Raw genomic sequence first — 24,838 nt, forward strand, 5'->3', positions numbered from 1 at the left:
ACTCCGATAGAAGGCCTCTGCCGCCCTGGCGTCAGGCAGCGATTTCGAAAGCGGCGCGGACGAGCCGGGCCGTATAGTCGTTTTTAGGATTGGTCAGGACCTCCGAGACCGGGCCCTGTTCGACGATCTTGCCATGCTGCATGACGATCACGCGATGGCAAAGCGCGCGCACGACCTTCAGGTCGTGCGAAATGAAGAGATAGGATAGCCCCTTCTCGTCCTGCAGCTTGCGCAACAGGTCGATGATCTGGGCCTGCACCGAAAGATCGAGCGCCGATGTCGGCTCATCGAGCAGGATGAATTCAGGCTCGAGTGCAATCGCCCGCGCAATGGCAATGCGCTGACGCTGTCCGCCCGAGAATTCGTGCGGAAAGCGCGACAGGATCGTGTCGGGCATACCGGCGTCGCGCAACGCCTTGCGGACGCGCTCCAGCCTGTCACGCCGATCGGCGCCAATATCGTTCACGATCAGGCCTTCCTCGATGATCTGGCCGATCGACATGCGCGGATTGAGCGAGGAGAACGGATCCTGGAAGACGATCTGCATCCGCGAGCGCAGCGGGCGCATCTCCTGCCGCGACTTCATCTGGATCGGCTCGCCATCGAAGCTGATCTCGCCGCCATTATTCGGGATGAGGCGGAGCAGCGCCTGGCCGAATGTCGTCTTGCCCGAGCCGCTCTCGCCGACAAGCCCGAGCGTTTCATGACGACGAAGATCGAGGCTGAGGTCATCAACCGCGATCAGCGGGAAATATTCGGGCCGGAAGAAGCCGCCGCGCTTCAAAGTGAAGGCGACGCGCACCTTCTTGCCCTCAAGCATGATCGGCGTCTTCTCGGGCAGCGGATTGGCGATGCCCTTCGGTTCGGACGCCAGCAGATGGCGCGTGTAGGAATGCTGCGGGTTGCGGAACACGTCCTCGGTGCGGTTGTGCTCCTTCACCTCGCCATTCTGCATCACATACACATAGTCGGAGAACTGGCGCACGATGGTGAGATCATGCGTGATGAGGATCACCGCCATGCCATGAACGCGCTGCAGGTCCTTGATGAGGTTGAGGATCTGCGCCTGCACCGTAACATCGAGCGCCGTGGTCGGCTCGTCGGCAATGAGCACGTCCGGACGGTTAGCGAGCGCCATCGCGATCATGACGCGCTGGCGCTGGCCACCTGAAAGCTGATGCGGGAACTGCTTGAGCCGCGAGGCGGGCTCTGGGATCTGCACCTCGCGAAGCAGCTCCTCGGCGCGCTTCATCGCCTCGGCCCGGCTGACCTTGTTGTGCAGGTGGATGACCTCGCAGATTTGCTGCCCGATCGTATAGACCGGATTCAGCGAGCTCATTGGCTCCTGAAAGATCATCGAGAACCGGTTGCCACGCAGTTGCCGCCGCGCTTCAGCCTTGAAGGCAAGGATGTTCTTGCCCTCGAACATGATCCGCGCGTCGGGCACGATGGTTGCCCGCTTGGTCAGAAGGCCCATGATCGTCCGCGCCGTCACGGACTTGCCGGAGCCGGATTCGCCGACGATCGCAATGGTCTCGCCGCGATGCAGCTGGAACGACACATCGCGCACGGCCCGGACGGTGCCGCCCTCGACCTTGAAGTTCACGCCGATATTGCGCGCGTCGAGGATGAGCTCGCGACCGTGCTGGTTCAGATCGGTGCGCTCGGGCGGGCAGAAGCTCGGGGTCGCCTCGGTCATGTCCGTCATCCCTAATACGGGTCGATGGCGTCGCGGAGACCGTCGCCGAGCGCGTTGAACGCGAACACGGTGACGAGCACGAAGGCGACGGGCGAGAGAATCCACGGATAGGAGCCGATGACCGAAAAGGCACCGGTGTCCTGGAGCATGAGCCCCCATGAGATCAGCGGCGGCTTCACAGCGAAGCCGAGAAATCCGAGGAAGGATTCGAGCAGCACGATCGCCGGAATGGCCAGCGTCACCGACACGATCACATGGCTCAGAACATTCGGCAGGATGTGGCGCATGATGATGCGTCCATCGCCGGCCCCGACCGCCATCGCCGCGCGGACATATTCGATCCGAGCGAGCGCCAGCGTCTTGCCGCGAACCTCACGCGAAAGCTGCGCCCAGCCGAGCGCCGCCATCACGCCGATGACGAAAGCAAGGAACACGTTGGAGGGCGCCGTGATCGGAATGAGCGACGTCAGCGCGAGATAGAGCGGCAATTGCGGGAAGGCGAGCACGAGGTCGACGAAGCGCTGTACCCAGCCGTCGAACTTCCCGCCGAGATAGCCCGATGTGATGCCGATCCCGGTCCCGACTGACGTCGTGATGAACACCACGATCAGCGCGATCGTCAGGGATATGCGCGAGCCGACGATCGCGCGAGAGAGAATGTCACGGCCGAATTTGTCGGTGCCGAGGAGATGCACCGAACTGCCGTTGGTCGCACCGAAGAAATGGCGGTTCGCCGGAATGAGCCAGAGAAGTTTGTAGTCATAACCTTTGACAAAGAAGCCGAGATCGAGCGGATTGTTGAGGTCCGGTCCCGTCAGCGGCTGGAACGTGACCGGATCGAACTCGCCCGTCTCGACAATCGGATAGATGCGCGGCACCAAGCTGAACGAGCCGTCGGGCGCGCGGAAGGACAGCGTCTCCGGCGGCGCAAAGCCGACGCCGTTTTCCTTGGGGCTCACAGGCGCGAAGAAGTCGGCGAACAGGGCCATGGTCAGAAGGCCGAGCACCATGACGAGGCCGATCATGCCGATGACCGAACGGCGGAACCGCCGCCAGACCAGCGCCAGATAGGTCTCGTTGCCATGGGCAAACCGGCCGCCCTGCGGGTTGATCGCGGCTTCCTTGGCAGCTTCCCGAGCCTTGGCCTCGGCAGCAGCGATATGGGCCGACACGTCCGTCGCGGAATGGATCTCGGTCATTCTTTACCTCCACCGAGCCGGACGCGGGGATCGAGCAGGGCCAGCAGCATGTCGGCGATGATGTTGCCGACGATCAGCGTCCCGGCGAGGACCATCATGAAGGTGGCGGTGACATAGACATCGCCGACCGCCATGGAGGACACGATCGCCGGCCCTACTGTCGCGAGCGAGAACACGATCGCCACCTCGATCTCGCCGGTCAGCATGTAGGGCAGCACGACGCCCTGATACATGATGAGCGGATGCAGCGCATTGGGCACGGCATGGCGCATGATCACCGCGCCCTCGGACATGCCCTTGGCGCGTGCCGTCTCGACATATTGCGCATTCAGTGTATCGAGCAGATTGGCGCGCATCACACGCATATTGTAGGCGAGCCCGCCGAAGGTCGCGATCGCGACGACGGGCCAGACATGCTTCACGAGATCGACGAACTTGGCCCATGACCAGGGCGCGCCGCCATATTGCGGCGAGAAGAAGCTGCCGATTTCCTGGACGTTGAGCCGGAAGGCCAGGATGTAGACGAGAACGATCGCGATCAGGAAGCGCGGAATCGTCGTCCCAAGGAACGAGAAGAACGAAAGCACCGAGTCGACCCAGCTATATTGCCGCGTCGCTGCCAGGATGCCGAAGGTGATGCCGATGAACGACGCCAGGATGTGGCAGACAAGCGCCAGCAGCAATGTGCGCGGCAGCCGTTCGGCCACGACCGTCGAAACGGGCTTGTTGTAGAAGAAGCTGTCGCCGAAATCGCCGCGGGTGACGATGCCGCCGATCCAATTGAAATACTGGATGATGATCGGCTTATCGAGGCCATGCGCCTTGCGATAGGCGTCGGCCTGCGCCTCGGCGACGACGGCGGAGGCGCCGCCCTGGTTCATCAGCTGGGAACGAATGAAATCACCATAGTCGCCGGGTGGCGCCTGGATGATGGCGAAGGTCACGATGCTCAGGACGAGGAGAACCGGAATAGCAGAGAGAATTCTGATCGCTAGGAAGCGCAGCATGGGGGCTTCGAGCTCCGTCTCCGGTGCTTCAGGGAAAGCAAGGGGGCACGAGGCCTCCTTGCTTCGCGATTGTGAGGCGTGGGGCTACTTCACCGCGCCGGCCGAGCCAGGCGCACCTGGCAGCGTCTCGGCGTGGAGCTCATAGTTGCCCTGCTTGTCAGCCGGGACGAACATGCGCTCACGAATGACGCTGTCCTCAGCCCAGTTGAAGAGATTGATGGGCGTGCCCTTCGGGACGTTGGCGAAACGCTTGTTGATGATCAGCGCGCCAGGATACTGGGTCAGACCGATGCCATAGACGTTATCGGTGTAGACCTTCTGGAACTGCTTCATCAGGTCCTTGCGTTCTGCGCCATCGCTCGTCGCGATGAACTTGTTGGTGATGTCAACAAGCTGCTGCTCGAACGGAAGCAGGTCGAGCTGACCATCCTTGCCCGCACGATGGTAGTAGCTGGTCTGCGGACCAACCGGTGCGAGATTGACCGTCTTCTGCACGACCGATGTCAGTTCTTCGGTATTGCGGAAGATCATCCAGTCGAACTTGCCGGCCTGCTGCAGCGCGTCACGCTGCTTGCCTTCGACCGTGTTGAGGATGACGCGGATGCCGAGCGGCTCCATCATCGCAACCATGCCGTCGGCAAGGCTCTTGTCGGTCTGGTAGTCGGCATTGACGAGGAGCGTGACCTCGACATTCTTGCCGCCCGCCGTTCCGGCCGGGAAGTTCACGATGCCGTCGCCATCCGTATCCTTGAGGCCGGCCAGTGCCAGTTCAGCCTTGGCGCTTTCGAGGTCGTACGGATAGTAGGCGGTCGAGTCCTTGTCGTAATAGACGGTGCCGGAATAGATGCCGCCCGGATAGATCGTCGTGAACGGACCCTTGACCAGCGACTCGCCGAGCCGCTTGCGGTCGACCGCTTCGGTGATCGCCTTGCGGAAGTGGTCGTTGCGATTGAGTTCGCGCACGGCCTGGGCGCGCTCATCCGGTTCGCCCCAGCCATTGGCCGAGTAGTTCGGATAGAGCGAGTAGCCGATGAGCCGCGGGCCGAATTCGAGGCGGGCCGGCGCATCCTTGCTTGCCGAACGCTTCAGAGCCTCGACGAAGCTCTCGGGCTGCTCGAGATTGGCGAAATCGCCGGAACCGGCCACGGCCTGAACGTCACGGTCCGCCCAGGTCGAGAGCTTGTAATGCAGCTCGTTCAGATAGGGGAGCTGATTGCCCGCCTCATCCACCTTCCAGTAGTAGGGATTGCGGCGCATGACGACAATGTCGTCGGGGCGATACTCGACCGGCACCCAGGCACCCATGACCGGAATGTTCATATATTCCGGCGGGAAGGCGTTCTTGTACTGCTCGTAGGTGTTCTTCGAATATTTGGGATGCTGCGGCTTCAGGATATGAGCCGGGCCGGGGCAGAAGGTGCCATAGGCCATCTGATAGAGATACTGTTTGGCGAACGGCTGCTTGAACGTCCACAGCACCGTGTAGTCGTCAACCTTCGTCAGCGTCGTTCCCTCGCCGAAAGTAGCCGGCGTGGCGCCGTTCAGCGGCGTGACATTGGGATCGTTGACGTTGTCGTTCCAGTAGAACATCAGGTCGTCGGACGTGAACGGCACGCCGTCCGACCACTTGGCACCCTCGATGAGGTGCATGGTCAGTTGCTTGCCGTCTTCAGACCATTCCCAGCTCTTGGCGAGGTTCGGCAGCGGCTCGAGTTCGTCGGCCTTGATCTCGAACAGCGGACCCGAGCGCGTCAGGCATTCCGACAGGCCGATATCGATGCCACCCCAACCCTGCGACTGGCCGCCAATATAATTCCAGCCCTCGGGACGGCCGCCGATCACATGGCGCAGCGTATCGCCATAGACCCCGAGGCCGTCGACCATGTTGGCCTTCTTGTAGACCAGCGGCTCCTTGGGGAGACGATCCTTGACCGGCGGAAGCTTGCCGGTGTCGACGAAGTTCTTCGTGACCCAATCCGGCTCATGATATTCCGGCAGGGCCTTGAACTCGAAAATGTCTTTTTGGCCGACATAGTCGACCTGACCCTGTGCCTCGAATTTCGGCGGATCAGGCGGCAGGGTCGGCTTTTCAGTCTGGGCGAGCGCCGCCGCTGCGGAGACGCCGAGGAGCAGGCCTGCTCCTCCGAGAGCCATCAAATAGGTCTTCATGTTTCCTCCCTTGAGCGTGGCGATGGCAGAGCCCTACCCTCGCCCCATAGTCCCCAAACTGCCGCCGACGCCACTCGTCCCCGCGGCGGCGGCCATCTGCAACGGCATGGCTCGTTCGAGCCATGCCGGATCCTCCAGAACCTCTAGAGAGACGGGCGAGCGGACTCGTCCAGCTCCAGAGCGCGTTTCCTGGCGCTTTCGGCGCGGACGACATCCACCGTCCGCACGTCGCGGCGCGCCGCACCCTGCCAGTCGCGCGTCTTGACCGTCGACTTGGCAAGCCGTGCCTTCGCGTCGTCGATCACATGGGCAAACTGCGGCAGCCATTTCGCCTGGGCGACGACCATCTCGTCGACCATCTGCCAGACCTCATCCGGCGAGCAGATCGCGCCGACGAGCGGATCGTGCAGCACCGACAGCTTCAAGAGGTCGAGATCGCCGGTGACCGCAGCGTGGACCGACATGCGCTGCACATTGATCGAGGCCAGACAGGTCGCCGCGCAGGCCTCGGGCAGAGTGATGCCCGCCGCCATGTTGAGGCCGAAGCGATCGACGAAACCGGGGGACTCGATGATGGCATCGTCAGGCAGGTTGGTGATGACGCCGTTGTTCTTGACGTTGAAATGGCCGCGATAGACGCGCCCCGTTTCGAGCGCCTCGAGAATATGGCTCGCATGCTCGGTCGAGCGCTTCGAATGATCGAGCGGCTTGCCGGCTTCCTCGACAAAGCGCGGGAAGTCGGTCTCGAACCAGTTCCGCGATTCCGTCGAATAACGGAGATAACCGCCGGTCTCGCCATGGATCCATTCGGACATGTCGATCCAGCGCTCGATCTCGTCCGGACGCTTGCGATACCAGGGGAGGTATTCAGACAGATGGCCGTTTGATTCCGTCGAATAAACGCCGAAGCGCTTGAGGACGTCGATGCGCACCTTCTCCTGCCTGGAATAGACAGGATGCGCCTCGAAGGCCGCGAGCAACTCATCCTTGCCGACCTTGCGGCCGTTCAAGCGGACATCGATGAACCAGGTCTGGTGATTGATGCCCGAGCAGATGAAGTCCAGTTCACCCGGCTTGGCACCCAGAACCGTCGCTATCTGCTCGCCGCCATGCTGGACGCCATGGCAGAGGCCGATCGTGTTGACCTTGCCATATTCGATGGCGGCCCACGTGTTCATCGCCATCGGGTTGGCATAGTTGAGGAAAACGGCGCCCGGCGCTGCGACCTCGCGGATATCCTTGCAGAAGTCGAGGATGGCCGGGATATTTCGCTGGCCATACATGATGCCGCCGGCGCAGATCGTATCGCCGACGCACTGGTCGACGCCGTACTTCAGGGGAATGCGAATATCGTCCGCATAAGCCTCAAGGCCGCCGACGCGCACGCAGCTGATGATATAATTCGCGCCTTCGAGCGCCTGCCGACGATTGGTCGTCGCGGTGATGCGCGTTGGAAGATTGTTTGCTTCGACGATCTTGTCGAGGATCTGCTGGATCATCGAAAGATTGTGCTCACTGACATCCGTCAGCGCGAACTCGACATCCCTGAGTTCAGGCACCGATACGATATCGGTCATGAGCTTCTTCGTGAAGCCGACGCTGCCTGCGCCGATGATCGCGATCTTCAGTCCGGCCATTCGCTCCCTCAATCGTCTCGGCCGCACGCGGCCTCATCTCAGACCAGCCTGCCCTGCCCAAAGCGCTGACGCCGATAAGGCAGCAAGCCACCGCCTGGCGGGTTTTCATGGTCCCCGCCGGCTGTTCGTGGCATTAGTTATTCCCAAGCCCCGACCATGGACCAGAGAGATTTTGTGCTTTCATGGGTAATTCTGTGCTCTCGAAGTTGCGGACTTATGCGCCAGCTATGAAGACGCTGTCGCTGCCGCGCGGCCGTCGCCACCTCCATTCGATGCCCACATCGAGCGGTTACGAGATCCGCGATCAGCCGCCTTATGCCTGGGACGGCATGCAGCGGGGACAGACGGCGTTCACCGTCCTGCAGCACACAATCTCGGGTGTCGGCCAGCTTCGCTACGAGCGCCGTCGCTATCGTCTTCGAGCTGGCGATACGATGCTGGTCCTCATCCCGCACAACCACCGTTATTGGCTCGATCCCGGCGATCGCTGGGAATATTTCTGGATCTCGATGCATGGCCGCGAGGCGTTGCGGATCCATCGCGAGATCCTCGCCGCCAACGGGCCGGTTCTTCGCCTGCGTCCGGAAACGATCGAGCATCTCGCTCGCTGCACGCTGCGTTTCGTCGAAGGCGAGGGCGAGACGCCGGGCGCCGCCTCTGCCATCGCTTATGAAGCGGCCATGGCGCTGTTCGACGACGTGTTCGGCTCACACCCTGCCCTGCCGACCGAGGACGATGCGATGGCGAGGGCCGTTCGCTTCATCCTGGAAAACCTCGACAAGCCGATCGCCGTTCCAGACCTCGCCGATGTCGCCGGCCTCAGCCGGGCGCATTTCACCCGCGTCTTCACCGAGAGCGAAGGGACACCGCCGGCCGAATTCGTGCTTCAGCAGCGGATGAGGCGGGCGGCGTCGCTGCTCGCAAACGATGCGGCGATCTCGGTCAAGGAGGTCGCAGTGCTGATCGGGTTCGAGGATCCCAATTATTTCGCGAAGGTGTTCCGCCGCGTCTTCGGCACCAGCCCGACAGAATTCCGGACGACGGGCATGTACGCCACAGTCTCCGGGCCGGAACGGCCGCTGTAATGCCCAATCCGTGATCGGCGCCCGGTGCCATCGCCCATAAATACGGCAACCACCTTCCCATTGCATACAGTTCGCTTCGGTTTCAGCTTGGCATGGCGCTTGCTCGATGGAGTTCATTGAGTTGGTGGCTAGGGTTCCGATCTCCGTGAGGGGATGCTGGTCCGAGAGCTGCCGCCGGGGCGGGAGACATCCGCACCGGGCACGGCGGGATAAAATCCCGGGAGACCTCAGTGGCCAGGCGTTGGCGACGGGTAGGTCTTTGCCAATTCCTGGTTCCAGTGAAACCCTGACCGGAGTTGGCAATGCACGTCTCGAACACCCTGAAGCGCAGCCTCGCCGCCGGCCTGATCGCCGCCGCGGTCACCGCCCTCTCGTTCACCGGCGCCGCCGAAGCCGCGCCCAAGAAGGACTTCAAGCTCGCCTGGTCGATCTATGTCGGCTGGATGCCGTGGCAGTGGGCCGCCGACCAGGGCATCGTCAAGAAGTGGGCCGACAAATACGGCATCAAGATCGACGTCGTTCAGATCAACGACTATGTCGAATCGATCAACCAGTACACGGCCGGCGGCTTCGATGCGGTGACGCTGACCAATATGGACGGGCTGTCGATCCCGGCCGCCGGCGGCGTCGATACCACCGCGGTTCTGGTCGGCGACTTCTCGAACGGCAACGACGCCATCATCCTGAAGGACAAGAAGACGCTGGCCGACATCAAGGGCCAGAAGGTCAATCTCGTCGAATTCTCCGTCTCGCACTATCTCCTCGCTCGCGCGCTTTCGACCATCGGTCTCGCCGAGAAGGACCTCAGCGTCGTCTCGACGTCGGATGCTGACATGGTCGCCGCATGGTCGACACCCGATGTCACATCCGTTGTGACATGGAACCCGATCGTCGCCGAGATCATGGCAACGCCGGGCGCCAACAAGGTGTTCGATTCCTCGCAGATCCCCGGCGAAATCATCGACCTGACGGCCGCCAACACTGCGACGCTCAAGGACAATCCCGATTTCGGCAAGGCGCTCGCGGGTGCATGGTACGAGACTATGGCGATCATGTCGTCGGATACGCCGGAAGGAAAAGCGGCCCGCGAGGCGATGGGCAAGGCGTCCGGCACCGATCTCGCCGGCTATGAGGCCCAGCTCAAGGCAACGCGCATGTTCTTCAAGCCAGACGAGGCGGCCGCCTTCGCCAAGAGCCCGGAGATCAGCGCCACCATGGACCATGTCCGCGGCTTCCTGTTCGAGCACGGCCTGCTCGGCAACGGCGCCGCTTCGCCTGACGTCGTCGGCATTGAACTCGCAGACGGCAAGGTGCTCGGCGATACCGGCAATGTGAAGCTGCGCTTCACCGATGCCTACATGGCCGCCGCGGCGGCTGGAAAGCTCTAGTGCGGCTCTGTCATCCCCTGCGGTTCCCGGGCCCGGCCCGGGAACTTCTGACATCGGAGCCTGCCCGATGCGGCTGATCAATCGGCGCCCTGCCCCCGGCGTTGCGCGACTGCTGGCGCTCATTCCATTCGTTCTCGTGGTGGTGGCCTATCTCATTGGGTCCGGGATCCGACTTGCGGAAAACCCGTCCGACAAGCTTCTGCCCTCCTTCGCGAGCTTCGCCGCCGCCATCAACCGGATGGCGTTCCAGCTCGACCCGCGCACCGGCGACATCCTGCTGCTCGTCGATACGGAAGCGAGCCTCTATCGCCTGTTCGCGGCGCTGGCGATTGCGGTCATCATCGGCCTCGTTCTCGGCATCGTCATCGGCCTCCTGCCCTATTTCCGGGCCGGGCTCGGCAGTTTCGTCGCGGTGGTCTCGATGGTTCCGCCACTGGCGCTGCTGCCGATCCTCTTCATTACCATGGGCCTTGGCGAGGCGTCCAAGATCGCGCTGATCGTTATCGGCGTCGCGCCATGCCTCGTGCGCGATGTCGCGCTCCGGGTCGGCGACTTGCCGCCGCAGCAATCGATCAAGGCGCAGACGCTCGGCGCCTCGACCTGGCAGATCATCCTCCGCGTGGTGCTACCGCAAACGCTGCCGCGCCTGATCGATTCGCTGCGCCTGCAGATCGGACCCGCATGGCTGTTCCTGATCGCCGCCGAAGCGATCGCCTCGGAATCCGGCCTCGGCTACCGCATCTTCCTGGTGCGCCGCTATCTCGCGATGGATGTGATCCTCCCCTATGTCGCCTGGATCACCCTCCTCGCCTTTCTGATGGACCGGACGCTTGCGGTCCTCCAGCGCCGCGCCTTCCCATGGTTTGAAGCCGCACGGGCTTCAGGATGAGGAACCGGCCATGAACGCCATCATCGTCAAGGATGTCTGGAAGGAATATGACGGCCGCGTCATCCTCGAAGGCATCAATCTCGAGATCGCGCCGCGCGCTTTCGTTGCGCTGGTCGGCCCGTCCGGCTGTGGCAAGACGACGTTCCTGCGCATGCTTCTCTCGGAGGAACGGCCGGATCGCGGCACGATCACCATCGCTGGCGCGCCACTCCCTCGCGAGCCTGGCGCCGATCGCGGCGTCGTATTCCAGCGCTATTCGGTATTTCCGCATTTGACGGTGCTCGGCAATGTCGTGCTCGGGCTTGAACTGAAGGCAGCACCCTTGCTTGGTCGCCTGTTTGGCTCCAGCCGTCGCGCGGCCGAGGACGAGGCGCGCGGCATGCTGGCCGCCGTCGGCCTTGCCGGATCGGAAGAGAAATATCCGGCGCAGCTTTCGGGCGGCATGCAGCAGCGGCTTGCCCTGGCGCAGGCGTTGATCGCCAAGCCCAAGGTGCTGCTGCTCGATGAGCCCTTTGGCGCACTCGATCCCGGCATTCGCGCCGAGATCCACGTTCTCATGCAGAAGCTCTGGCACGAGCGCCCGCTCACCGTCGTCATGGTGACGCACGACCTGTCGGAGGCGTTCTCGCTCGGGACGCGCGTCATCGCCTTTGAACGCCGCCGCAACGAACCCTCCGATGGCGGCCGCTATGGCGCCACCATCACCCGCGATTTCGAAGTGTGGCCGAAGCGCATTGCCGGCGAGCCGAGACCTTCGAAGAAGAAGACCATGCCCGGCCGGGACGACCCGGTACCATCGACGGGATCACTCCGGGACGACCCGGCCCTCCAAGGAGACACGCCGTGAACGAGGCGATGCACCCGGCTTTGGACAAGGCCGCCGAGATCGAGGCCAACCGCAGACGCTATGAGGAACTGAAGGCAGCCGGCGATACCGCCGCTCCGCGCGCCTTGCCCTCGCCGACGCCGCAAGGCGCCGCGCCGATCGCCGAAAGCGCGGTTATCCATCGCGAGACGATCCCCGGCGGCTGGTACACGACGCTCAGGCTGCAGGCCGGCACGGCGCTCCGCCTCTTCAACACGTCCGGAACATCCGGCGTCTCGCTGTTCGCCTGGAACGCGAACGATACCAGCGAGCGCTACAACAGCGCGGACACGGTCAAGATCCAGTGGACGTCCGAACTCCGCAAAGGCCGCGTTCTCTTCTCCGATATGGGCCGCGTGCTGTTCTCGATCATTGAGGATACGACCGGCGCCCATGACACCATCGTCGGCGGTTCGACGCCGGCCTCGAACGCCCGCAAATATGGCGATGCCAGCCTTCGCTCGACCCGCGAGAACATGCTCCTCGCCGCTGGCAAGCACGGCCTCGGCCTCCGCGACCTCGCGCCGGTGATCACGTTCTTCGCGCCCGTCATCGTCGATGCATCGGGCCAGCTTGCCTGGCGCGATGGCGTCGTCGGCGCTGGCGATTTCGTCGATCTTCGCGCCGAGATGGACGTCATCGTCGCGCTCTCGAACTGCCCGCATCCGCTCGCGCCGGACACGAGCTTCGAGCCCGGCCCAATCGAAGCGATCGTCCACAGCGTGCCGCCTGCAGCCGACGACGATCTTTGCCGCACGGCCACCGCAGAAGCCCGCCGCGGCTTCGACAACAACGCCCGCCAAGCGCGCATCTGAGGGGGACGCCATGAACCAGTCTGTTGCGGGCTTCCTCGCCCTCCCGGTCGGCCTTGATCCCGCCAAGGCGATCTACGACTTCACCATCCCCGCCAACAAACCCTGGACCGGCGTGGTCCGGCGCGGCCAGATCCTGCGCATCGTCGATCTCGAAGGCCAGCAGGCGGTCGACACGCTGTTCTACAGCCTCGCCGACACAAGCGAACGCTACAGCGCGCAGGACACGATCCTCGAGCAAGGCGCGCCCTACGTCACCACAGGCACGCGGCTCGTTTCCAATATCGGCAATGTCATGGCGACGGTCGTCGCCGACACCAGCGGCCGGCACGATACCTCGGCCGGCGCCTGCTCCTGCGAGGCGAATACCGTCCGCTTTGGCCACCACACCCGCTACATGCATGCCTGCCGCGAGAACTTCATCATCGCGATGGCGGCGCATGGCATGACCAAGCGCGACATCGTGCCGAACATCAATTTCTTCATGAACGTGCCGATCGAGCCGGACGGCAAGCTCGCGATTGTCGACGGCGTCTCCAAACCCGGCGACCATGTCGATATTCTCGCCGCCATGGACGTCATCTGCGCGATCTCGAACTGCCCGCAGGTCAACAATCCCTGCAACGGCTTCAACCCGACGCCGGTACGCGTGATGATTTTCGATCCGGCGGTCGCATAACATCATGTTCCAGAAGGTTCTCATCGCAAACCGGGGCGAGATCGCCAGCCGGATCATCCGCACATTGCGCCGGATGGGCATTGCCTCGGTCGCCGTCTATTCCGAGGCCGACCGCTTCGCCCGCGCCGCGCTCGACGCCGACGAAGCCGTCGCCATCGGCCCGGCCGCGCCGAAGGAAAGCTATCTCAATATCGACGCCATCATTGCCGCCTGCCGCGCCACCGGCGCGGAGGCCGTGCATCCGGGCTACGGCTTCCTTTCCGAAAACGCCATCTTTGCGGAACGCCTTGCGGATGCCGGCATCCGGTTCATCGGCCCAAGGCCGGCGCATCTCCGCGATTTCGGTCTGAAGCACACGGCGCGTGCGCTCGCGGAGGGATCAGGCGTGCCGCTGCTCCCCGGTAGCGGTCTGCTCGGTTCTGCCGACGAAGCCATCGCAGCCGCAAGCCGCGTCGGCTACCCGGTCATGTTGAAGAGCACGGCCGGCGGTGGCGGCATCGGCATGCAACTTTGCCATGATGCGGCCGAGCTCGCCGCCCGCTTCGAGACCGTGCAGCGCATGGCAACGTCAAGCTTCGGCGATGCGCGCGTCTATCTGGAGCGCTATGTCTCCGTCGCCCGCCATGTCGAGGTGCAGATCTTTGGCGACGGCAAGGGCCGCGTCGTGGCGCTTGGCGAGCGCGACTGCTCGCTGCAACGGCGTAACCAGAAGGTTGTCGAGGAGACCCCGGCGCCGAACCTCTCCCATACTATTCGTGCCCGGCTTCAGTCTGCCGCGATCGCGCTCGGCGAGAGCGTCGCCTACGAATCCGCCGGCACGGTCGAGTTCATCTATGACGTGGCGCGCGACGACGTCTCGTTCCTCGAGGTCAACACCCGCCTGCAGGTCGAGCACCCGGTCACCGAGGCTGTCTTCGGCGTCGATCTCGTCGAATGGATGATCCGCCAGGCGGCCGGCGAGTTCGATTTGCCTGCGCAGGCATCGCTGGTCCCGACTGGGGCCGCGATGGAGGTGCGCGTCTATGCCGAGAACCCGCAGGCTGACTTTCGGCCGCAAGCCGGTCTGCTGACCGAGGTTCGCTGGCCGGAAGGCGTGCGCGTCGACGGCTGGATCGAAACCGGGACGGAGGTGACCGCCTGGTATGATCCCTTGCTCGCCAAGGTCATCGTGCATGGCGCCGACCGGGCAGAGGCCCTAGGCCGATTGAAATCCGCGTTGGACGAAACCTCAGTCCAAGGTATCGAAACGAACCTCGACTATCTCCGCGCCATCGCCGGATCGGAGCTTTTCGTGAGCGGTGAGGTTTCGACCGCGGCGCTGAAGACACTGCCCTTCGTGCCGCGCGCCATCGAGGTTCTCGCACCCGGCGCGCAATCGAGCGTGCAGGACTATCCCGGCCGGGTGGGTCTGTGGAATGTCGGCGTACCGCCTTCAGGTCCGATGGACAGCCGCTCGCATCGTCTCGCGAATCGCATCGTCGGCAATGCCGAAGATGCGGCGGCGCTGGAACTGACCGTCTCCGGGCCGATGCTTCGCTTCCATCGCGCCGCCATCATCGCAATCACCGGCGCCGACATGGCGCCGAAGCTCGATGGCGTGCCGATTCCCTGCTTCGCGCCGGTCAATGTCCCGGCTGGCGCGGTGCTCGCCTTCGGCGCGGTTTCCGGACCCGGCCAACGCAGCTATCTCGCCGTTCGCGGTGGCATCGATGCGCCGCTCTTCCTCGGCTCGCGTGCCAATTTCAGCCTCGGGCGTTTCGGCGGCCACGCGACCGGAACACTCCGCGCTGGCGATGCGTTGAAGATCGGCGATGGCATCGCGTCAGAGCCGATGACGCCCGCCGACGACGAGCGCCCCGAACTGACCCGCGACTGGACGATCGGCGTCCGCTCGGGCCCGCATGGCGCGCCGGACTTCTTCACCGAGGGCGATATTTCCGCGTTGTTCTCGGCCCGCTACGAGGTGCATTTCAACTCATCGCGCACCGGCGTCCGCTTGATCGGCCCGCAGCCAACATGGGCCCGCGCCGATGGCGGCGAGGCTGGCCTGCATCCCTCCAATATCCACGACAACGCCTACGCGATCGGCTCGATCGACTTTACCGGCGACATGCCGATCATCCTCGGGCCTGACGGCCCAAGCCTCGGCGGCTTCGTCTGTCCCGCTGTCATCACGCGCGACGAACTGTGGAAGATCGGCCAATTGAAGCCGGGCGACGGCGTGCGGTTTGTCGAGGCGGAGGTGGCTGAAGCGCCCTCACCCTACCCCTCTCCCGCAAGCGGGAGCGAGGGCGCCGGCGCGACTGCCGCCAATGGAACTGAACCGCTGCAAACCGCGCAACCGAGCCCCCTCTCCCTCCGGGAGAGGGCCTTCGCCCCCGCCTCCCCGATCCTGCGGTCCAACGAAACGGGCCCGGTCCGCGTCGTCTATCGCCGGGCTGGCGATGACAATCTGCTCGTCGAGTACGGATCGATGATGCTCGACATCGCGCTGCGCCTGCGCATCCATCTGCTGATGGAGGCTGTCGCCGCGGCGCGCCTCAAAGGGCTGATCGAACTGACGCCGGGCATCCGCTCGCTGCAACTTCATTTTGACAGCACGGTTCTGCCGGTCAGCCGATTGATCGACGCATTGGAAGAGATTGAGGCAGGGTTGCCAGCTGCGGAAGAGGTCAGCGTTCCCTCGCGCATCGTCCACCTACCGCTTTCGTGGAACGATCCCTCCGTCCAGCTCGCGATGCGGAAATATCAAGAGCTCGTCCGACCCGACGCGCCATGGTGTCCCTCGAATATCGAATTTATCCGCCGCATCAACGGCCTTGCTTCGGAAGGCGACGTCAAGCGGATCGTCTTCGACGCCGATTATCTCGTGCTCGGCCTCGGCGATGTTTATCTCGGCGCGCCGGTAGCGACCCCGCTCGATCCGCGCCACCGCCTTGTGACGACCAAATACAATCCGGCCCGGACCTGGACGCCGGAAAACGCTGTTGGCATCGGCGGCGCCTATCTGTGCATCTATGGCATGGAGGGGCCGGGCGGTTACCAGCTGTTCGGCCGCACGATCCAGATGTGGAACGCCTGGCGCGAAACGCCGGAGTTCAAGCCGGGCCATCCCTGGCTGCTGCGCTTCTTCGATCGCGTCCGCTTTCATGAGGTGAGCGAGGCCGAGCTGGCCGAGGCGCGCGAGGCCTTCCCGCATGGCCGCTATCCGCTGAAGATCGAGGAAACCAGCTTCTCCTATGCCGACTATGCCGCGTCGCTCGAGGCCAATGACGCGGGCATCAAGGCCTTCAAGGCGACGCAGCAGGCAGCCTTCGAGGCCGAGCGGCTCGACTGGAAGGCGCGCGGTCTCGACAGCTTCGTCAGCGACGAAGGCGGGCGGGTCGATGGGGCCGATGATGCCATTCCCGAAGGGATGCAGCCGATTTCGGCCCAGATGACCGGCAATGTCTGGAAGATACTGGTGGAAGAAGGTTCGATGGTCGAAGCCGGACAGCCGGTTGTGATCGTCGAATCGATGAAGATGGAAATGGAAATCACGACACCGGTGGCCGGCCGCATCGCGGGCCTGCGCTGCCAGCCGGGCCGCACCGTGCGCGCCGGCGATGTCGTCGCCTTGCTTGAAGGAGCCCTTTGATGCTGCCGACCTTCCTCGATATCGCGACCCTCACTGAGGGCTATCGAAGCGGGCGCTTCAGCCCGGTCGACGTGATCCGCGACGTCATCGCCCGCATCGAGGCCTGGCCCGACAAGGCGGTCTGGATCAACCGTTTGGACAATGCGACGCTTCTCGCTTCGGCCGAGGCCCTGGTCGCTGCCGGACCGGCCCGCGCCGACCAGCCGCTCTGGGGCGTGCCCTTCGCGGTCAAGGATAATATCGACTGCGCCGACCTCGAAACCACGGCCGCCTGCCCCGCATTCGCCTATAGGCCCGCCGCTGACGCCTTCGTTGTGGCGAAATTGAAGGCTGCCGGCGCGCTCGTCATCGGCAAGACCAATCTCGACCAGTTCGCGACCGGCCTCAATGGCACGCGCTCGCCCTATGGCGCCCCGCGCTCGGTGTTCGATCCGGCCTATGTTTCGGGCGGCTCGTCGTCCGGCTCGGCGGTCGCTGTCGCCTCGGGCCAGGTCGCCTTCGCGCTTGGCACCGATACGGCCGGCTCAGGCCGTATCCCGGCTGCTTTCAACAATCTGGTCGGCGTCAAGCCGTCGCGCGGTATGCTGTCCGGCACCGGCCTCGTTCCGGCCTGCCGCAGCCTCGACTGCATCACCGTGATGGCGGGAACGGCGGGCGACGCCGATCTCGTTCGCAGCGTTGCGAGCGGTTATGACGCCGCCGATCCCTATTCGCGCGATCTGGAGCCGGTCAACCTGCCACAGTCTGCCTTCCGCTTCGGCGTCCTCGGCAAGGCAGAGCGCGAGTTCTTCGGCGATGCCGAGACTGAAGCGCTCTATGACGCCGCCATCGCCAAGCTCGCGACGCTCGGCGGGACGGCGGTCGACATCGACTATGCGCCCTTCCGTGAATGCGCGGCGCTGCTCTATGGCGGCCCCTGGGTGGCCGAGCGGCTCGCCGCAATCGAGGGCTTCGTCGCAGACCATGCCGCCGACATGGATCCGACGGTCCGCACAATCGTCGAGGGCGCCCGCGCCTATTCGGCGGTCGATGCGTTTCGCGGTCAGTACCGGCTCGAGGAATTGCGCAAGCTGACGGACAGCGAATGGGCCAGAATGGACGTTCTGCTACTGCCGACCGCTCCGACGACCTACACGGTCGCGGCCATGCAGGCCGATCCGATCCGCCTCAACTCCAATCTCGGCCGCTACACCAATTTCGTGAACCTGCTCGATTGCAGCGCGATCGCTGTCCCCGCCGGCTTCCGCTCCGATGGACTGCCGGCGGGTGTGACGCTGGTCGGCCCGGCTTTCGCTGATCAGGCGCTCGCAACGCTCGGCGACCGGCTGCATCGCCTCGAGGGATTTGGCATGGGACGCGACCGCGACGCCGCCCTGCCCGAAGCCAACCTGCTGGAGCCTACCGCGTCGGCCCTGATCCCGATTGTGGTGGTCGGCGCGCATTTGACCGGCATGCCGCTCAATCACCAACTGACCAGCACGGGCGGGGTTCATCTCAAGACCTGCCGCACAGCCGGCGACTACCGGCTCTATGCCCTCCCCAACACGACCCCGCCGAAGCCCGGCCTCGTCCGCGAGCCCGGGTTTGCAGGCGAGGGACTGATCGTCGAAGTCTGGGCGCTCCCGCCGGCGGCGTTTGGCGCTTTCGTCAATGCCATTCCCGCGCCGCTCGGCGTCGGCAAGGTGATGCTCGACGACGGCTCCGAGGCGACCGGCTTCCTCTGCGAGGCCCATGCCGTTGAGGGTGCGCGCGAGATCACCAAACTGGGCGGCTGGCGCGCCTATATCGCCGAGCGGGCAGCGGCCATCGCCTGACGCTGCTGCGCTGGATCAAGCGCCTCGATCGTAACTCGGCTAGTCTGTGCCGGTCTGGTCGAGCGGGGCGCGTATGGACACGGATCTGGCGCTGAGGCTGACACTGGCGCTCGCCATCGGACTGGTGGTGGGCCTCGAACGGGGTTGGCGCGAGCGGGAAGCCGCGCCCGGCAGCCGCACGGCGGGCCTCAGAACCTATGCGCTGACTGGATTGCTCGGGGGCATCTTCGCGGCCATCGCCCGCAGCCTCGACGCTCCGGTTCTCATCGGCATTGGCTTTCTCGGCTCCATTGCGGTCTTTGCTTGGTTCAAGCGCGATGAGAGCCTTGCCGACCACGACTACAGCGTGACGGGCACGGTCGCCGCGATGCTCGTCTTCGCACTTGGAGCCTTGGCGGTTGTCGGCGACAGGAACATCGCCGCCGCCGCCGGAATTGCGACCGCCGCCTTGCTTGCCGCGCGCGAGTGGCTGCACGGCCTCGTCGCCCGCATCACGTGGCAGGAGATGCGGTCAACCCTGCTGCTTCTGGCGATGACGGCGATCGTGTTGCCGATCTTGCCGGACCGGGCGCTTGATCCGCTCGGTGCGATCAATCTCAGGGAAATCTGGGGTTTCACCATCCTGCTCGCCGGGCTCTCCTATGCCGGCTATCTCGGCATGCGGATCCTTGGGCCGTCGCGCGGCATCCTCGTCACGGCGCTGACCGGGGGGATGGTTTCGTCGACGGCGGTCACCATCACCTTTGCGAGGCGGGCAGCGACCGGGGAAGACGCCGCCACGCTTGCTGCCGGTGCCGCGGCGGCAGGAGCGGTGTCGCTGCTCCGCGTGCTGGTCGTCAGCACCGTGATCGAGCCCAGCCTCTTTGCCTATCTCGCCGCGGCCGCGATCCCGGCCGCCCTCATCTTCCTCCTGCCCGCCCTGAGGCTGGCCCTTGGCCCTGCCTCCACCGGCTCGGGCGGCATGCGTCTCGGCAATCCGTTCGAATTGCTGCCCGTTGTTGGTTACGCCGTTCTGCTGGCGGCCATCGGATTTGCTGCGGCCTTCGTCAACCAGCAGTTCGGCAGCGCCGGGCTCTATCCGCTCGGCGCGATCGCAGGTCTTGCCGATGTCGACGCCTTTTCGGTGTCGACCGCCCGGCTCGCCGGACGATCGATCGCGCTGCAGGACGCGGCGATCGCGACGCTGATCTGCCTCGGCGTCAACGCCGTGGCGCGTGCCGCTTACGGCGCCGTGCTGGGCGGCAGCCGATTCCGCGTTCGGCTGTTGCTGATCACGGCGGCAGCGATTGTTGCAGGTTCGGCGTTGGGCACTATCGCACAGTTGGTCGCTCAGGCTTGAGCGCCGCCCCGGACTGGCCGAAAGGGTTCCGATGAAGATGGACAACGAGACCACCGCCACCGCTCCCAGCGAGATCGAACTCAAATTCGCGGTCGATCCCTCCGATCTCGCCGTGTTCAGGAACCTTGCATTCCTGGCAGATGTCGCGGCGGTCCAGACATCGCTCTCCGCCACCTATTTCGATACGGACGACCATGCCCTCTACCGCGCTGGATATGCGCTGCGCCTCCGTCGCTCGGCAGAGGGGACCATACAGACGCTGAAAGGGCCCCGGATCGGATCGGCCGGGCTCTTCGCCCGCTCCGAGGCGGAATGGCCAGTCCCCGGCGAAGCGCTCGACCAGGGATTGCTGGAATCCGCCCTTCCCGGAGACCTCCTCGCCATCACGGCTGGCCGTCTGGCACCCGTCTTTACGATCGACACCGAGCGCACCGAATGGCGCGTCGAAGCTGGCGGCGGTTTTGTCTGTGTCAGCCTCGACCAGGGCATAATCAACGCTGGGGATCGCCACGCATCAGTGACCGAAGTCGAGTTTGAGCTTCAAGTCGGGACGATCGAGGCTGCTTTCGCTCTGGCGGAGGCGGCCGCCCGGCGCGTCGCTCTGCACCTCCAGCCGCTGGCGAAGTCCGAGCGCGGCTTTCAGCTTCTCGGCGCGGCTGTACTGCCCGGCAGACAAAAGGCCGACCCGCTCGCCCCGCCGGACATCACGCTCGCCATTCGCCGGATGATGGCCGGACTGATCGAGGAGATCGCGGTCGAACGGCCGGGCGTCCTTGCACCCGGCGATCCCGAGGCTGTGCACAGGCTGCGCGTGCTGCTGCGTCGGCTCCGCTGCCTGCTCGACGTCGCGGCCGAGACCACCACCACGCGCTCGTTCGCGAAACCCACCCGAACAGTTCGCCGCGCTTTCCGGAGGCTTGGAACAGTGCGCGATCTCGATATTCTCAACAGCGCCGTGCCGCAGAATGCCGAGATCGCGGATGGCGCGCTGGTCCTGATTGCCGCGGAGCGCCAACGCGCGCTTGCAAAAGCACGGCGCACGCTGGGTGGACGTCGCTTTGCCGCGACCATGCTCGACCTGCTCGCCTTCGTTGAGATCGACGCGCCGGTGAGTGAACGGCCGTTCGACCGCAAGGCGGTACTTGAACTCCCCACGGCGCTAGCCCGCCGTTGGCGAAGGATCGGCCGGTCGCTGCGCCCTTCGAAGCTGCCGGTCAAGGCTCGGCACAAGCTGCGGATCGAAGCGAAGGTCTTTCGCTATACGACTGAATTCTTTGGAGAATTTTTCCCTGAGGCTAAGGCCCAGAAGCGTCGCGCCAAGGCGGAGGACGCCGTCCGGGATATGCAAACCTATCTCGGTCGGCTCAACGATCGCCGCAATGTCGAGCGCCTCGCGCGCGATCATCTAGGCGGCGCGGTTACCACAGCGCTCGGACTGACGGCCTCCGCTCCGGAAACGGCCGAGTTGCGCGGGGCCGATAGAGCCTTCAAGCGCCTGGTCGGCTGCAAGCCCTACTGGACATAGGCCATGCCGTCACGGCGCTTTGGACGTCCGCGCGGTTGGGCCGGAACTTGCTGACGATAAGGGAAAGCGCTCGCGCGATACCGAATGGACCAGTGCCGGGAACTCGTCTCCCTATCTGTGCGTTGACGGCCGCGCTGGCTTTGAGCAGAACCCGCAGATCAGACCGAGGGACGATTGCAATCTGAGATAGAAGACAATTGCATGTGTTGGACGTAAAAGTCGATGCGGCCAAGACCATATCGAAAGTAGTATCGGGTTTATATTGTGCTCGGCTTGCGTGTCGATGCATAATGAGCCGAATAGCTGAAGGCAAAGATTCGTCTTCAACAGCAGATCGCGCCGCAAGACGATACAACAGCGCCGCGAGCCCGAGCTAAGAAGGACAAGACGATGCCGGATTCTATTACCGCCACAAGGCGTCGGCGCCGCAGTCGCTCTTCGGGAAACTCGGGCGAGAAGGCCCTCACCCCCAGCGATCCGATCGTCAGCATCTATCCACTGCCCATGGACGCCAAGCGCGCAAAGGATGAAACGGTCCGCGCGCGTCGACTGGGCAAGAAACTGCCCTTCGGCCACCCTTACCGCCGGTTGCCACTCTGGGTGCCCTACTGGCTGGCTCGTCTGATCAACAATTCGGCTCCGAGTTCGAAGCCGCCGCGCCCCGACAAGGACGCCGGCTGAGCGGCCTCAGAACTCCATGGCATCGGCGAAGCGCTTGAGGCCGTCGGTGCGCGAGAGTTGAGATGACAGCGTGCGCTGCAGCACGCGATCCGTGGTCATCTTGCGCGCGGCCACATCGAGGATCGCCTCGGCGAGGCGGGACGAATCGCCCGGCGGGGTGATGAACGCCGCCTGGCCGAGAAATTCGAAGATCTCGGTGTCCGAGGCCGCGGTGACAACAATCGGGCGGCCGGAGGCGAGCATGCCGCCGAGTTTCGAGGGCAAGACCAGATCGGCAGCATTAGCATCCTGCGGCAAGGCATGCAGATCGGCCATGTTCAGGAACGCGTTCAGCCGGGAATAGGGCTGAAACGGCAGGAACCTGACCGTCTCCAGATGGTCATAGCGCGCGATCAGGTCATCTTTCGCCGGCCCCTCGCCCGCGATAATGAAGCGGATCGAGCGATTATCCTTCAGCGCGTCCGCAGCATCGAGCAGGATGTGCAGGCCCTGCTTTGCGCCGAGATTGCCCGAATAGAGGACAATGAACGTATCATCGTCGTAGTCGAGTTCATCGCGATACGGACTGCGCCCTTCGACGGGAAAGATCTGATCGAGATCGACCCAGTTCCGGATCACGCTGATATTGGCTTCCGCCACACCTTTTTCAGTGATCTTTTCAGCCATGCGGTTCGAAATCGTCACCACGCGGTCGAAGGCGCGCATCACCCACCGCTCGAAGCTGTAGCCAAGACGGCGCAGCCACGGCTTGCTGCCGATATGACCGACAGCGAACGCGGCATCGACTTCAAGATCCTGGACGTGGAGGATCGTCTTCGCGCCGGTCAATTTGGCGGCAAGCACGGCGATCGGCGCGGCGATCAATGTCGGTTCGATACAGAGCACCGTATCCGGCCGATGGCGGATGAATTGCCAAAGCACAGCCGGCAGCGACGTCGCCGCAAAGCTGATCGGTGCGATCAACCGCCAGACGCCCTCCATCTGCTTGCGCAGAAGCAGCGGACAGCGCACGACGGTGACGCCGTTCAGCTGCTCGGTTTGATAGCCATTTCGATACGGTGCCTGGACCACCCAGCCCGGATAATGGGCCGGCGTGGTCACGACGATGACATCCTTGCCGCCAGCGGCGAGATGTTCGGCAATCTCGCCGGTATAACGGCCAACGCCGGCCATCTCAGGGGCGTAGTTCATGCCATAGACGAGAACCCGTCCCGTCATGGCATGAGCCCGGCGTCGAAAGCAGTCATGCGCGCCATCCTCACGCGTTATGCATGACCGGCGCGTGGGCCATGACCTTGAGGTCCTCGACCATCATCTCGGCGACGAGCGCATCGAGGCCAGTTTCGTGGCTCCAGCCCAGCTTGGCCTTGGCCTTGGCAGGATTTCCGATCAGCAGTTCCACTTCCGTCGGACGGAAATAGCGCGGATCGATCGCGACGAGGACCTTGCCGGTCTTCGTGTCGATGCCCTTTTCCTCGACACCCTCGCCCTGCCAATCCAGCGTCACGTCAACCGACGCGAATGCCTTCTCGACGAAGGAACGAACAGTGTGGGTCTCACCAGTCGCCAGTACGTAGTCGTCCGGCTCGTCCTGCTGAAGCATCAGCCACATGCCGCGCACATATTCGCGGGCATGGCCCCAGTCGCGCTTGGCATCGAGATTGCCTAGATAGAGACGGTCCTGCTTCCCGTGGTGGATCGCCGAAACCGCGCGCGTGATCTTGCGCGTGACGAAGGTCTCACCGCGCAGCGGGCTCTCATGATTGAACAGGATGCCATTCGAGGCATGCATGCCATAGGCCTCGCGGTAGTTCACCACGATCCAGTAGCCGTAGAGCTTGGCGGCGGCATAAGGCGAACGCGGATAGAACGGCGTCGTCTCGCTTTGCGGGATTTCCTGCACCTTGCCATAGAGCTCGGAGGTCGAGGCCTGATAGAAGCGCGTCTTCTCTGTCAGCCCCAGCAGGCGGATCGCCTCGAGCAGGCGAAGCGTGCCAATGGCATCGGCATTCGCAGTATATTCCGGGGTCTCGAAAGAGACCTGAACGTGGCTCTGCGCGGCGAGATTGTAGATTTCGTCCGGCTGCGTCTGCTGGACGATGCGGATCAGATTGGTCGAATCCGTCATGTCGCCATAATGCAGGATGAAGCGCGGATGGCTCTCGTGCGGATCCTGGTAGAGATGCTCGACACGGCCCGTGTTGAACGACGACGACCGCCGCTTCACACCGTGCACGACATAGCCCTTCTCGAGCAGAAGCTCCGAGAGATACGCCCCGTCCTGACCCGTCGCGCCGGTGATCAGCGCCGTCTTCCCCGTATGTGAAACCATGAATCCTGTCGCCGTTCAGTAAAAGTTGAGCTGTCACTCGATCATGCGGATGAGCCTTCAACGCGAATGTTATGGAGGTTT

General features: G+C 63.9%; 18 protein-coding genes and 1 riboswitch. Of the genes, 11 read left to right on the plus strand and 7 right to left on the minus strand.

The window, feature by feature from the left end; genetic code table 11:
* Positions 1-31 precede the first annotated feature (31 nt).
* The 5 genes from LB518_RS16630 to LB518_RS16650 form a co-directional block, all read right to left on the minus strand.
* A complete protein-coding gene (locus LB518_RS16630; RefSeq protein WP_224578641.1) occupies positions 32-1,699 on the minus strand; it encodes an ABC transporter ATP-binding protein in 1,668 nt (555 codons plus the stop codon).
* Positions 1,700-1,710: 11 nt separating this feature from the next.
* On the minus strand, positions 1,711-2,898 hold the full coding sequence (locus LB518_RS16635; RefSeq protein WP_224578642.1) for an ABC transporter permease: 1,188 nt from the start codon (positions 2,896-2,898) through the stop codon (positions 1,711-1,713).
* Positions 2,895-3,905, minus strand: a complete 1,011-nt coding sequence (locus tag LB518_RS16640; RefSeq protein ID WP_224578643.1) for an ABC transporter permease — start codon at positions 3,903-3,905, stop codon at positions 2,895-2,897. The genes LB518_RS16635 and LB518_RS16640 overlap by 4 nt, the downstream gene beginning before the upstream one ends.
* A gap of 84 nt (positions 3,906-3,989) precedes the next feature.
* On the minus strand, positions 3,990-6,074 hold the full coding sequence (locus LB518_RS16645) for an ABC transporter substrate-binding protein (protein WP_224578644.1): 2,085 nt from the start codon (positions 6,072-6,074) through the stop codon (positions 3,990-3,992).
* Between the two features lie 143 nt (positions 6,075-6,217).
* Entirely contained in the window at positions 6,218-7,711 is a 1,494-nt protein-coding gene (locus tag LB518_RS16650) for an alpha-glucosidase/alpha-galactosidase (RefSeq protein WP_224578645.1), read from the minus strand.
* A 182-nt stretch (positions 7,712-7,893) separates the two neighbouring features.
* Here LB518_RS16650 and LB518_RS16655 point away from each other — a divergent pair, with 182 nt between their 5' ends.
* From LB518_RS16655 to LB518_RS16705, 11 genes are all read left to right on the plus strand, one after another.
* Positions 7,894-8,796: an AraC family transcriptional regulator gene (locus LB518_RS16655; protein WP_224578646.1), complete on the plus strand. Its 903-nt coding sequence runs from the start codon at positions 7,894-7,896 to the stop codon at positions 8,794-8,796.
* Positions 8,797-8,913: 117 nt separating this feature from the next.
* A riboswitch (guanidine-I (ykkC/yxkD leader) is annotated at positions 8,914-9,022 on the plus strand.
* A gap of 76 nt (positions 9,023-9,098) precedes the next feature.
* On the plus strand, positions 9,099-10,184 hold the full coding sequence (locus tag LB518_RS16660; protein WP_224578647.1) for a putative urea ABC transporter substrate-binding protein: 1,086 nt from the start codon (positions 9,099-9,101) through the stop codon (positions 10,182-10,184).
* Between the two features lie 67 nt (positions 10,185-10,251).
* The gene (locus LB518_RS16665; RefSeq protein ID WP_224578648.1) at positions 10,252-11,073 is read left to right on the plus strand and encodes an ABC transporter permease; all 822 of its coding nucleotides are present in this window, start codon (positions 10,252-10,254) and stop codon (positions 11,071-11,073) included.
* Positions 11,074-11,083: 10 nt separating this feature from the next.
* Positions 11,084-11,920, plus strand: a complete 837-nt coding sequence (locus LB518_RS16670) for an ABC transporter ATP-binding protein (RefSeq protein WP_224578649.1) — start codon at positions 11,084-11,086, stop codon at positions 11,918-11,920.
* 8 nt (positions 11,921-11,928) lie between these two features.
* On the plus strand, positions 11,929-12,753 hold the full coding sequence (locus tag LB518_RS16675; protein ID WP_224578676.1) for an urea amidolyase associated protein UAAP1: 825 nt from the start codon (positions 11,929-11,931) through the stop codon (positions 12,751-12,753).
* 10 nt (positions 12,754-12,763) lie between these two features.
* Positions 12,764-13,429, plus strand: a complete 666-nt coding sequence (locus tag LB518_RS16680; RefSeq protein WP_224578650.1) for an urea amidolyase associated protein UAAP2 — start codon at positions 12,764-12,766, stop codon at positions 13,427-13,429.
* 4 nt (positions 13,430-13,433) lie between these two features.
* The gene (uca, locus tag LB518_RS16685; RefSeq protein WP_224578651.1) at positions 13,434-17,066 is read left to right on the plus strand and encodes an urea carboxylase; all 3,633 of its coding nucleotides are present in this window, start codon (positions 13,434-13,436) and stop codon (positions 17,064-17,066) included.
* Positions 17,066-18,880, plus strand: a complete 1,815-nt coding sequence (atzF, locus tag LB518_RS16690) for an allophanate hydrolase (RefSeq protein ID WP_224578652.1) — start codon at positions 17,066-17,068, stop codon at positions 18,878-18,880. Before uca ends, atzF begins: the two co-directional genes overlap by 1 nt.
* Positions 18,881-18,953: 73 nt before the next feature.
* The gene (locus tag LB518_RS16695) at positions 18,954-20,219 is read left to right on the plus strand and encodes an MgtC/SapB family protein (protein WP_224578653.1); all 1,266 of its coding nucleotides are present in this window, start codon (positions 18,954-18,956) and stop codon (positions 20,217-20,219) included.
* A gap of 31 nt (positions 20,220-20,250) precedes the next feature.
* On the plus strand, positions 20,251-21,744 hold the full coding sequence (locus tag LB518_RS16700; protein WP_224578654.1) for a CYTH and CHAD domain-containing protein: 1,494 nt from the start codon (positions 20,251-20,253) through the stop codon (positions 21,742-21,744).
* A gap of 390 nt (positions 21,745-22,134) precedes the next feature.
* The gene (locus LB518_RS16705; protein WP_224578655.1) at positions 22,135-22,425 is read left to right on the plus strand and encodes a hypothetical protein; all 291 of its coding nucleotides are present in this window, start codon (positions 22,135-22,137) and stop codon (positions 22,423-22,425) included.
* A 6-nt stretch (positions 22,426-22,431) separates the two neighbouring features.
* On the opposite strand, the gene LB518_RS16710 is transcribed toward LB518_RS16705, so the two are convergent.
* Both LB518_RS16710 and gmd read right to left on the minus strand, forming a co-directional pair.
* Positions 22,432-23,643, minus strand: a complete 1,212-nt coding sequence (locus tag LB518_RS16710; RefSeq protein ID WP_224578656.1) for a WcaI family glycosyltransferase — start codon at positions 23,641-23,643, stop codon at positions 22,432-22,434.
* 40 nt (positions 23,644-23,683) lie between these two features.
* Complete coding sequence (gmd, locus tag LB518_RS16715) at positions 23,684-24,757, minus strand: GDP-mannose 4,6-dehydratase (RefSeq protein ID WP_224578657.1); 1,074 nt, start codon at positions 24,755-24,757, stop codon at positions 23,684-23,686.
* Between the last annotated feature and the right edge of the window lie 81 nt (positions 24,758-24,838).

The organism is Mesorhizobium sp. BR1-1-16 (assembly GCF_020165495.1).
In the GTDB taxonomy this organism is placed as follows: Bacteria; Pseudomonadota; Alphaproteobacteria; order Rhizobiales; family Kaistiaceae; genus Kaistia.

Bases quoted from the DNA above. Each gene is read 5' to 3' on its own strand.
- LB518_RS16660 (WP_224578647.1), top strand. From the start codon at position 9,099: ATGCACGTCTCGAACACCCTGAAGCGCAGCCTCGCCGCCGGCCTGATC.
- LB518_RS16705 (WP_224578655.1), top strand. From the start codon at position 22,135: ATGCCGGATTCTATTACCGCCACAAGGCGTCGGCGCCGCAGTCGCTCT.
- LB518_RS16700 (WP_224578654.1), top strand. From the start codon at position 20,251: ATGAAGATGGACAACGAGACCACCGCCACCGCTCCCAGCGAGATCGAA.
- atzF (WP_224578652.1), top strand. From the start codon at position 17,066: ATGCTGCCGACCTTCCTCGATATCGCGACCCTCACTGAGGGCTATCGA.
- LB518_RS16665 (WP_224578648.1), top strand. From the start codon at position 10,252: ATGCGGCTGATCAATCGGCGCCCTGCCCCCGGCGTTGCGCGACTGCTG.
- LB518_RS16645 (WP_224578644.1), bottom strand. From the start codon at position 6,074: ATGAAGACCTATTTGATGGCTCTCGGAGGAGCAGGCCTGCTCCTCGGC.
- LB518_RS16710 (WP_224578656.1), bottom strand. From the start codon at position 23,643: ATGACGGGACGGGTTCTCGTCTATGGCATGAACTACGCCCCTGAGATG.
- LB518_RS16655 (WP_224578646.1), top strand. From the start codon at position 7,894: ATGGGTAATTCTGTGCTCTCGAAGTTGCGGACTTATGCGCCAGCTATG.
- LB518_RS16695 (WP_224578653.1), top strand. From the start codon at position 18,954: ATGGACACGGATCTGGCGCTGAGGCTGACACTGGCGCTCGCCATCGGA.
- LB518_RS16680 (WP_224578650.1), top strand. From the start codon at position 12,764: ATGAACCAGTCTGTTGCGGGCTTCCTCGCCCTCCCGGTCGGCCTTGAT.
- uca (WP_224578651.1), top strand. From the start codon at position 13,434: ATGTTCCAGAAGGTTCTCATCGCAAACCGGGGCGAGATCGCCAGCCGG.
- LB518_RS16670 (WP_224578649.1), top strand. From the start codon at position 11,084: ATGAACGCCATCATCGTCAAGGATGTCTGGAAGGAATATGACGGCCGC.
- LB518_RS16635 (WP_224578642.1), bottom strand. From the start codon at position 2,898: ATGACCGAGATCCATTCCGCGACGGACGTGTCGGCCCATATCGCTGCT.
- LB518_RS16650 (WP_224578645.1), bottom strand. From the start codon at position 7,711: ATGGCCGGACTGAAGATCGCGATCATCGGCGCAGGCAGCGTCGGCTTC.
- LB518_RS16640 (WP_224578643.1), bottom strand. From the start codon at position 3,905: ATGCTGCGCTTCCTAGCGATCAGAATTCTCTCTGCTATTCCGGTTCTC.
- gmd (WP_224578657.1), bottom strand. From the start codon at position 24,757: ATGGTTTCACATACGGGGAAGACGGCGCTGATCACCGGCGCGACGGGT.
- LB518_RS16675 (WP_224578676.1), top strand. From the start codon at position 11,929: ATGCACCCGGCTTTGGACAAGGCCGCCGAGATCGAGGCCAACCGCAGA.
- LB518_RS16630 (WP_224578641.1), bottom strand. From the start codon at position 1,699: ATGACCGAGGCGACCCCGAGCTTCTGCCCGCCCGAGCGCACCGATCTG.